The 9390-nt window shown below is 61.7% G+C and carries 8 protein-coding genes and 2 pseudogenes; 8 read left to right on the top strand and 2 right to left on the bottom strand.

All coding sequences use genetic code 11. From position 1 onward, the window contains the following. Positions 1 to 170: 170 nt before the first annotated feature. Both M8J71_RS20050 and M8J71_RS20045 read right to left on the bottom strand, forming a co-directional pair. Complete coding sequence (locus M8J71_RS20050; RefSeq protein WP_256249550.1) at positions 171 to 392, bottom strand: hypothetical protein; 222 nt, start codon at positions 390 to 392, stop codon at positions 171 to 173. A gap of 84 nt (positions 393 to 476) precedes the next feature. Beyond that, a complete protein-coding gene (locus M8J71_RS20045) occupies positions 477 to 1706 on the bottom strand; it encodes an ROK family transcriptional regulator (RefSeq protein WP_256249549.1) in 1230 nt (409 codons plus the stop codon). A gap of 251 nt (positions 1707 to 1957) precedes the next feature. Here M8J71_RS20045 and M8J71_RS20040 point away from each other — a divergent pair, with 251 nt between their 5' ends. The 8 genes and pseudogenes from M8J71_RS20040 to M8J71_RS23710 form a co-directional block, all read left to right on the top strand. Then, positions 1958 to 3094 (top strand): Gfo/Idh/MocA family protein, encoded by a 1137-nt coding sequence (locus M8J71_RS20040; RefSeq protein WP_256249548.1) that lies wholly within the window; start codon positions 1958 to 1960, stop codon positions 3092 to 3094. Next, a complete protein-coding gene (locus M8J71_RS20035; protein WP_256249547.1) occupies positions 3091 to 4524 on the top strand; it encodes an ABC transporter substrate-binding protein in 1434 nt (477 codons plus the stop codon). Before M8J71_RS20040 ends, M8J71_RS20035 begins: the two co-directional genes overlap by 4 nt. A 39-nt stretch (positions 4525 to 4563) precedes the next feature. Beyond that, on the top strand, positions 4564 to 5544 hold the full coding sequence (locus tag M8J71_RS20030; RefSeq protein WP_256249546.1) for a carbohydrate ABC transporter permease: 981 nt from the start codon (positions 4564 to 4566) through the stop codon (positions 5542 to 5544). After that, on the top strand, positions 5544 to 6404 hold the full coding sequence (locus tag M8J71_RS20025; RefSeq protein ID WP_256249545.1) for a carbohydrate ABC transporter permease: 861 nt from the start codon (positions 5544 to 5546) through the stop codon (positions 6402 to 6404). The genes M8J71_RS20030 and M8J71_RS20025 overlap by 1 nt, the downstream gene beginning before the upstream one ends. Continuing rightward, positions 6405 to 7454 carry a zinc-binding dehydrogenase gene (locus M8J71_RS20020; RefSeq protein WP_256249543.1) on the top strand — a complete coding sequence of 350 codons (1050 nt, stop codon included), beginning with the start codon at positions 6405 to 6407 and terminating at the stop codon, positions 7452 to 7454. 39 nt (positions 7455 to 7493) lie between these two features. Next, complete coding sequence (locus M8J71_RS20015) at positions 7494 to 8354, top strand: sugar phosphate isomerase/epimerase family protein (protein WP_256249542.1); 861 nt, start codon at positions 7494 to 7496, stop codon at positions 8352 to 8354. 208 nt (positions 8355 to 8562) lie between these two features. After that, positions 8563 to 9087 (top strand): annotated as a pseudogene (locus tag M8J71_RS20010) (sugar phosphate isomerase/epimerase family protein); the annotation flags it as partial. A gap of 124 nt (positions 9088 to 9211) precedes the next feature. Further along, a pseudogene (locus M8J71_RS23710) lies at positions 9212 to 9390 on the top strand (sugar phosphate isomerase/epimerase family protein); the annotation flags it as partial.

The following is a 9390-nucleotide window of genomic DNA, read 5'->3' as shown; positions in this document are numbered from 1 at the left end:
AACCAGGACCACCAGTGGAACACCAAAGGCAGCAAGGCCGGGCACCCCAGCACGCCCTCAGCCCGCAAACCACCAAAAACCGCATCCAGCGGGACCAGCGCAAGCGGATCGGTGGATCAAGGCTTAGGTACAGACTTTTCCAACCGCATTGGGGTTTCGACGGCACTGCCTTACCACACCCGCCAATGCTCGAACCTTTGTTCAGGGTTGAGCCCCTCCGGCACTTTGTAGAGTCGCAGACGGCCGCTGTTCTCGTTATCAGATTGAGGCATGCCATCCTCCTTGACCACCTGACCTTTTCGGCGGCCTTGAGAGTTGCCGCGACATTGCGGCGGCTCATAAGACCGGCCAGAAAAGGCTTCAGCTGTCAGGACCATTTTACGTTCGTCCACCTTCGATTTGTGCGTTGCGCGTTTGATCTCGGCACCCGACGCCAGGAGTATCGGCACCGCCCAGGCCCGTGGCGGGGATGCACTTTAATGAGCTGTCTGGGCGACGTGCTCCACTTTCTGCAGATCGTGGGTGGCGTCGAGTCCGGCGGCATGCAGCGTGTTCGCGAGCTCATTCACCCGGTGCGGGGCGAGGGCGTGTTCGACGGCCAGGATGCTGGCCCCAATCACTCCAGCTTCCCGCCCGGTTTTGGATTGGGTGATATTCAGGTGCTGGGTCGCCAACGGCGTTGAGCGTGCATAGGCCATTTCACGTATTCCGGCGATCAGATGTTCTCCGGAGTGTGAAAGCGATCCGCCCACCACAATCAGTGCGGGGTTGATAAAGCTCACGCACATGTTGAGCATTTCCCCGATGTCGCGTCCGGCCTGCCGGACGGCTTGAATAGCAGCCAAATCGCCGGAACGGACGAGCGAGACGACGTCATGTCCGGTGATTGCCTCGAGTCCGTTCTCGCGGAGCTGTGCGGCGATGGCCGGAGTGCCTGCGATGGCCTCCAGGCAGCCACTCTTGCCGCAGCGGCACAGAATTCCTGCTCCCCTGGAAACGGCGATATGGCCGACGTCTCCAGCAACCCCTGCCGCGCCTCGCTGCAGCATACCCCCGCTTACTACCCCCGAGCCGATACCGGTGGCGACTTTAAGGAAGATCATGTTGTCCTCGTCAGGCCAGCGTGCCGCCCGCTCCCCGAGGGCCATGAGATTGACATCGTTATCGACGAGTACGGGAACGTCAAAGGTCTGCTGCACATAGGCGGGGACATCGAAGCCGTCCCATCCCGGCATTATCGGCGGGCTGGTCGGCTTTCCGGTGGAGTGTTCGACGGGACCGGGCAACCCGATACCGACAGCGATGATGTCCGCTGTTGAACACTCCATCACTTGCAGATGACCCTTCAGCGTCATCAGCAGCCAGTCCAGAACAGCTTCCGGTCCGCATGAAATTTCAAGTTGTTCTGTGGCTTCCACCAGCACCCTTCCCGACAGGTCCGTCAGTGCAACAGTGGCGTGAGTGGCGCCGACGTCAGCGGCAGCAGCCACCTTGGCACCCGGGTTGAAGGCCAGTCGCGCGGAGGGCCGGCCTCCGGTGGAAGGCGCATCCGATACGGGGACAACCAGCCCGAGTTTTAGGAGCGGCTCAAGGCGGGAACTGATGGCAGCCCGGCCCAAGCCCGTTATCCCGGCCAGCTCTGCCCTGGTTCGCGGGCGTCCGTCCCGAAGGATATGTAAAAGTTCGCCCGGACCGCCGTTGTCCATGTTTCTCCGTTTCGGGGGATCAAAAGATGTGAACGGTGAGACTGAGGCCGTGACAACAGGCTCACAGGACCCCGAGTGGGGCCGCATCTCACCCAGTGTCAAGCTGCCCGCTTGTGTCCGTCCACCCACCGATGCCAACAGCATCAAAAAGTGCAACTTTGCCGCGAGTTCCAGCACCATCAGCGTCAAAAGGTGCAGACTTTTGCTGGTTGCCTGACTCAAGTTGTGTGGTACGTGTCACTGTTTTGGCCATGGAAAACAACCGAACCACCACAACCCCCTCCCGGTTACGGGCCGGGTTCGTCGGCGCCGGGTTCATGGCTGAGGTGCACAGCAGAGCCGTCCGTGCTGCAGGGGCGGAAATCGCCGGCATCGCATCCTCGAGTCCGGCCAGTGCTGCACGGGCCAAAGACCGCCTGGGCGTCGAACAGGCATACGCATCCGTCCAGGACCTCCTCCAGGACGACACGATTGACGTCATTCACGTCTGCACCCCGAACTCAACGCACCATGCACTGGCCGAGGCCGTTATCAAAGCAGGCAAGCACGTTGTCTGTGAGAAGCCTCTGGCGACCAACGTGCACGATGCCACCAAACTCACGGAGCTGGCCGATGCGGCCGGAGTGGTTGCAACCGTTCCCTTCGTCTACCGGTTCCACCCGATGATCCGGGAAGCCCGGGAACGCATTGCATCCGGCCAAACGGGACATATCTCCACCATTCAGGGTTCCTATCTTCAAGATTGGCTTCTGACCCGGGACGACGATAACTGGCGGGTGGACGCCGCTCTCGGTGGCCCTTCACGGGCGTTCGCCGACATCGGGTCCCACCTGTGCGACCTCCTCGAATTCGTGAGCGGTGAACGGATATCACGGGTCGGGGCCTTGAGTCGCACGGTTTTCTCCGGCCGGGCAAACAACAAAGACGTCCAGACCGAGGACCTGGTTGCGGCTGTCTTCACGACTGAGGCCGGCACCGTGGGAAACCTCCTGGTCAGCCAGGTTGCACCCGGACGGAAGAACCGCCTGATGTTCGAGATTTCGGGTGCGGACAGCACCCTCCAGTTCGACCAGGAAGCCCCGGAGACGTTGTGGCTTGGTAAACGGGCCGGTTCCCAGGTGCTTGTCCGCGACCCGGACGCGCTCAGCCCCGAAGCGGCACGGCTCAGTGTCCTGCCGGCAGGGCACCCACAGGGTTATCAGGACGCTTTTAACGCATTTGTCGCCGACACCTACGGCGCAATCCATGGAGACATCCGCGATGGCCTGCCCACCTTCCGGGACGGTCTCAGGTCAGCCGTCCTCACCGAAAGCATCATCGAATCCAGCAAGGGCGGCGAGTGGGTCGACGTCCCATACCTGAAAGAACTAGAAGGAGTACAGAAATGAAAATTATCCGATCTCTCGATCGCGTCAAGCGGTCACGCATCGTAGCGGGCCTGGGAGCCGCGCTCTCCGTAACCCTGTTGGCAACCGCATGCACGGGCGGGTCAGCAGCACCGAACACGGCGGCGGCCAAACCGGCAGAGCTACGGATGCTCTACACCACCGATGAAGCCAACAGCGCCGCCGTCGCGTCGCTGGTGCCGCAGTTCAAAGAAAAGTTCGGCATCGATCTGGCGATCGATAACCAGCCGTACGACGCGTTGCAGCAGAAGGTCTTCTCCGAGTTCGCTTCCAGCAGCAACTACTACGACATTGTCGTCGTCGACACTCCGTGGGCGCCGGCCCTGGTGCAGAACCTCGAACCCCTGAGCCAGTACCTCGAGAACGGGGTCCTGAACCCTGACGCCCCGCAGTCCAACGTGACCGACTTCATCCCCGAGGTGTTCTACGACACGGCCGTCTACAGCGCTGATTCCCCGATCAAACGCTACCCGGATCCCACGGCAAAGCCGGACGCTTCCGCGATAAAGAATGCAGGATTCGACGTGTACGGGATGCCGATCCAGTCGAACGTGGCTGTCATGGCCTACCGTAGCGACCTGTTCAACGACCCGGCCCAGAAGGCGAATTTCAAGGCCCAGTACGGTAAGGACCTTACGGTCCCGAAGACCTGGGACGACTACGCCCAGGTGGCGGAGTTCTTTACCCAGCCGGACAAGAAGCTCTACGGCACAACGGTCATGGCGGGTGTCGGCGACTGGGCCACCGATGACTTCAAGACCCTGCTCGCATCCCAGGGCGGGGACGGGACCCTGGTGGACCAGGACGGCAAGCCCACGTTCGACACCCTCGAAGGAGTCCAGGCACTGGATTACTACGCCAAGCTGGCGCAAAGCGGACATGTCCCCCCGGGCAGCACGTCAGCGGACTGGAGTACAACCGCCGAATCGTTCGGCAGCGGGCTGGCCGCCATGACGATCAATTACCACGACCTCAAGCTCGGTGACAACGTCAAGGGCGGCACCATCGGCTATGCCCCGGTGCCCTCCGGGAAAGCCGCCGGACCCCACTTTGGGACCTGGATGCTGAGCGTCAACAAGAATTCCAAGAACAAGGAATGGGCCTACCAGGCGATCAGCTGGCTGACCGCCGCCGAGCAGCAAACAACGATGACAGCCAAGTCCCTGCACCCCAGCCGGACCTCCGTCTTTGCCGGCATCAAGAACGATAACCCCCTCGCGCCCTTCTACGACACCCTCGGTAAATCCCTTGAGGAAGGCGTCGGCCGCGCACGGTTGACCAACTACACCGAAGTAAGCCATGAGGTGGCCGTCGCGGTGAACAACGCAGCAACCGGCGCTTCCTCGCCATCGGACGCCCTCAAGTCCGCATCAGACAAGGTCTCGGCCCTCCTGAAGTCGGCCGGCTACTAACCAATCGGACCGTTCAAGGTCGCCCAAGGAGTATCGATTATGAAAGCAACCGCCGCACCATTGGATGCGACCTTGACGGTTGACGTTTCCCGCCGCGCGGACGGCCTTGCCACGGCCGGCCCGCGCGGCAGGAAGCCGCTGACCTGGAAAAAACGTTCGACCCCATGGGTCTACATGGCTCCGGCCATGTTTGTCCTGCTGCTAATGACGGTGGCCCCGGCCATTTTCATCTTCTACTCAGCCTTCCGCAACGACAAGATCCTCGGGGGCGTGGGCAAATTCGTCGGACTGGATAACTTCATCACGGCGGTCACCAATGCTTCGGTCCAGCACGCGTTCCTGATCACGTTCGGCTTCGTTGCGGTCGCGGTGATCCTGGAGATGATCCTGGGCTTCGCCCTGGCACTTCCGCTAGCGGCCCAGACCCGCGCCAACAAGGTCGGGGCCGCGCTCATGCTGCTGCCGTTCGCCGTCACGCCGGCGGTCGCGGCAATGGTCTTCAAGCAGCTGCTGAACCCCAACTACGGTTGGGTAGGCTACTACCTCGGCGTCTTCGGATTCCCCAAAGGCGTCGACCTCCTTGGTGATTCGACATCGGCATGGATCGTCCTGGTCATTCTCGACATGTGGCAGTGGACCCCGTTCATCGCCCTGATCCTCATGGCCGGCCTTCAGTCCCTGCCGGGGGAGCCCAGGGAAGCAGCCATGGTCGACGGAGCGACCCCATGGCAGATGTTCCGGCACATCACCTTTCCGGCCATGGTGCCGTTTATTGCCATCGCGGCCGTGCTGCGGACCATCCAGGCCTTCAAAACCTTCGATCCATTCAAGATCCTCACCGGTGGCGGTCCCGGTGAATCCACCGAGATCATCAACCTGGGTATTTTCCGCGTCGGCCTTCAAAGCTTCAACGTCGGTCTCGCCTGCGCACTGGGCGTGGTCTTCCTGATCGTCCTCTCGCTCCTTATCCCCTTCATGTTGCGTATCATCGGCCGCCGAGCAGACCCCGAGGAAATGTAATGACAACGACATCATCAACCAGCCGCGGGGGTACCGTGGCGCGCGTCATCATCGGACGAACCTTCCTGTGGACATGGCTCCTGGTCAGCCTTGTGCCGCTGCTGTTCATATTCATCACCTCCATCAAGCCGGCCGGGATCGCCAACCAGATCCCCCCGGCCTGGATCTTTCATCCCACCCTGGACAACTATGCCTCTGTACTGTCAGCGGGCGGCGGTAAATCCGAAAGCTTCGGTCAGCTGCTCACCAATAGTGCAATCGTTAGTCTCGGTGCCACCGCCCTGGCCATCGCCGTGGGAGTCCCTGCCGCATATGCCCTGACTATGAGGGAATTCCGGGCCCGCAAGAGGCTCTCATCCTGGATCCTGTCGACCTACATGTTCCCTCCCATCGTCGCCGTCATCCCGGTCTTCGTCTTCGCCGGCAAGCTCGGGCTCATGGACACCTATCCGGCCCTGATCATCCCGTACGCTGCCTTCAACCTGCCCATCGTGGTGTGGATCCTGCGCAGCTCGATCCTGCAGCTGCCCTATGAGATCCAGGAAGCAGCCATGGTCGACGGGGCCTCGACATGGAACGTGCTCCGCCGGATCATCTGGCCCCTGCTCGTGCCATCCGTCGCGACGGCGGCTGTACTGACCATCGTCCTGTCGTGGAATGAATTTCTGTTCGCACTGTCCCTGACCCGCAGCGGAGCGAAGACCGCTCCGGTGGGCCTGCAGCAGTTCACCGGCATGTACGGCACGGACTGGGGCAACATCGCCGCGGCCGCGGCCCTGATCATCGCGCCCATCCTGGTGCTCATGGTCGTGCTGCGCCGCCAGATGGTCGCCGGCCTCACCTTCGGTGCAGTCAAGTAAATGAGTATTGGAGAAGAAAAAATGAAAGCAGTCATCCTCCCCGGTGATAAAAGAGTCACCGTCGTTGACCGCGACATCCCTGAGCCGGGGCCGCATGAGGTGCTGGTGAGGACCCGTGCCTCCGCGATCTGCCGCAGCGACATGAGCATCTACTACGGCACCCCGATCGTCGGCGGGGAAGGCGCCGGCCAAGGTTCGGTGATACCTGGGCACGAGGCAGCCGGCGAAGTCGTCAAGGTTGGGAACGCCGTGACTCACGTCAAAGAAGGCGACCGCGTTGCGGGGTACCTTGCCCTGGGCTGCGGATTCTGCGAATACTGCCTCAGCGGCTACATGATGCTGTGTGACCAGTGGAAATGCTTTGGTTTCGACGTCCACGGCGGTGACGCCGACTATTTCCTGCTCCCCGAACGCAACTGCCTTCAGCTCCCTGACGAACTCAGCTTCCGCGCCGGCGCGGTCATGACCGACATGGTCGGCAGTCAGTACCACGTGCAGAAGCAGCTCGCCGTGGCCGGCGGAAAAACCGTCGCCGTCTTCGGCATGGGACCAATGGGATCCGCCGCGGTACTCATCGGCAAGGCCTTCGGCGCCCGAGTCATCGCCGTCGACGTCATCGACCATCGGCTCGAACAGGCCAGCTCGCTCGGCGCAGACGCCGTCATCAACAGCACAACAACCGACGCCGTCCAGCAGATCCGGAACCTCACCCAGGGCCGCGGAGCGGACGTCTGCATCGATTGTTCCGGCAACCCCGCTGGGCAGAACTCTGCCCTGGACGCCGCCGCCAAGCTAGGCGCCGTCGCTTTCGTCGGTGAGTCCCGGGCTACGCAGATCAACCCCAGCGACCAGATGCTCAGAAAACTGCTCACCGTGGTCGGCGGCTGGTACTTCCCCATCAGCGACTGGGAAGAAATCGTGCGCCTCGTCATCGACCAGAAAATTCCGGTCGAAAAACTGATCAGCCACGACTTTTCCATCAATCAGGCTGAGGAAGCCTTCCGCGCCTTCGACCAGCGCGAAACCGAAAAAGCCGTCTTCGTCTGGTAGACCTCCAAAATCCGTCAAACCCTCTGAAGGAGAGAACTCATGTTCAGATACGCCGCCGAACTCGTCCCATACCACGACCACAGCTTCGAAGACTCGATCCGCGACCTTGCCGACATCGGCTTCAAGGAAGTCAACCTCTGGTCCTCCGCCGCACCGCTGGCCCACCACGTCAATCCGGGAGATGATCCTGGCAAAATCCTCGAAGTGCTTGACAAATACGGAGTCAAACCCTGCGGCCTCACCGTCTACGGAAAGACCCAGGACGAGATCCTTGAACGCGTAGATTTCGCCGCAGACCTCGGAATCGATACTCTCATCTTCGACTGCGAAGCTAACTACCCCGACTTCGTCTCCACCTTCCTGCCACCCATCGTCGAAGCAGGAGCGCGCCGCGGAGTCCGGATCGCGGTCGAAAACCATCTCACCGTACCTTTCGCCGCCGATTTCGAATCCGGTGCCAACGAAGACCAGCGCTGGGACGAAGGCGTTGACACACTCGCCCAGATGAAACGGCTCATCCGTGACATCGACGATCCCTACCTCGGCGTCTGCATCGCTCCCCCGCACCTGTGGGTGATGCAGGACACCATCAGCGAAGCGATCACGTTCCTCGCCGAACGCAAACGGCTCTTCTACTACTACATCTGGGACATCGACCGCGCATACCGCCACGGCATAGACGGGCTGAACTTCGGTCCCGCCGACCAGCAACTTCCCCGCCCCGACGGAACACTTGACCATTCCGTAATGCTGGCAGCGCTGCGCAGGGTCGGGTATGAAGGCGTCGCCAGCCTCAAATGCCACGGCACGCAGGGATGGAGCTTCGAAAAAATCGGTGAACACCTTCGCGCGGCTGACGCCTACGTCAGGGACAGCATGAAGAACTCCTACTCCCTCTGAGTGTCCGGACTCACCACATGGTCCGGGGTCTGCAGCGGGCAATCGCCGGTACTTTCCCGGCCTGCAGTCCCCGGACCTCAAGAACGGGAAATCCGAAAAGGCAGCATTCATTGCAATAGCCGGACCGACAACCGTTGATCCCGAACGCGTCGACTAGAAACCGGCATCCAACCCAACCGGACAACCCAGTAAAGTCAAGGAGCCTGACATGCCCCGCCCCTACACCCTGTTCACCGGCCAGTGGGCTGACCTGCCCTTCGAGGAAGTCGCGCGACTGGCCTCCGGCTGGGGGTACGACGGCCTGGAGATCGCGGTCTCCGGTGACCATCTGGACGCCTGGCGCTGGGACGAACCGGGCTACGTCGAATCCAAACTGGAGATCCTGGAGAAGTACAACCTGAAGGTCTGGGCCATCTCCAACCACCTCAAGGGCCAGGCCGTCTGCGATGACCCCATCGACTTCCGCCACGAAGCCATCGTCGGCGCCAAGGTCTGGGGCGACGGGAACCCCGAAGGCGTCCGCCAGCGCGCCGCCGAGGAAATGAAACACACCGCCCGGCTCGCCAAGGCACTGGGCGTGGACACCGTCGTCGGATTCACCGGCTCCTCCATCTGGCAATACGTCGCCATGTTCCCGCCCGTCCCCGAAAAAGTCATCGACGCCGGCTACCAGGACTTCGCCGACCGCTGGAACCCCATCCTGGACGTCTTCGACGAATGCGGCGTCCGCTTCGCCCACGAAGTCCTACGTCGCCATGTTCCCGCCCGTCCCCGAAAAAGTCATCGACGCCGGCTACCAGGACTTCGCCGACCGCTGGAACCCCATCCTGGACGTCTTCGACGAATGCGGCGTCCGCTTCGCCCACGAAGTCCACCCCTCCGAAATCGCCTACGACTACTGGACCACCGTCCGCACCCTCGAAGCGATCAACCACCGCCCCGCGTTCGGGCTGAACTGGGACCCGTCACACATGATGTGGCAGGGCATCGACCCCGTCTCCTTCATCTGGGACTTCAAGGACCGGATCTACCACGT

The sequence above is a fragment of the Pseudarthrobacter sp. R1 genome, assembly GCF_024494415.1.
Taxonomy (GTDB): domain Bacteria; phylum Actinomycetota; class Actinomycetes; order Actinomycetales; family Micrococcaceae; genus Arthrobacter.
The sequence above is the reverse complement of the archived record's forward strand: the minus strand, read 5'-3'. Positions and strand labels throughout refer to the sequence as shown.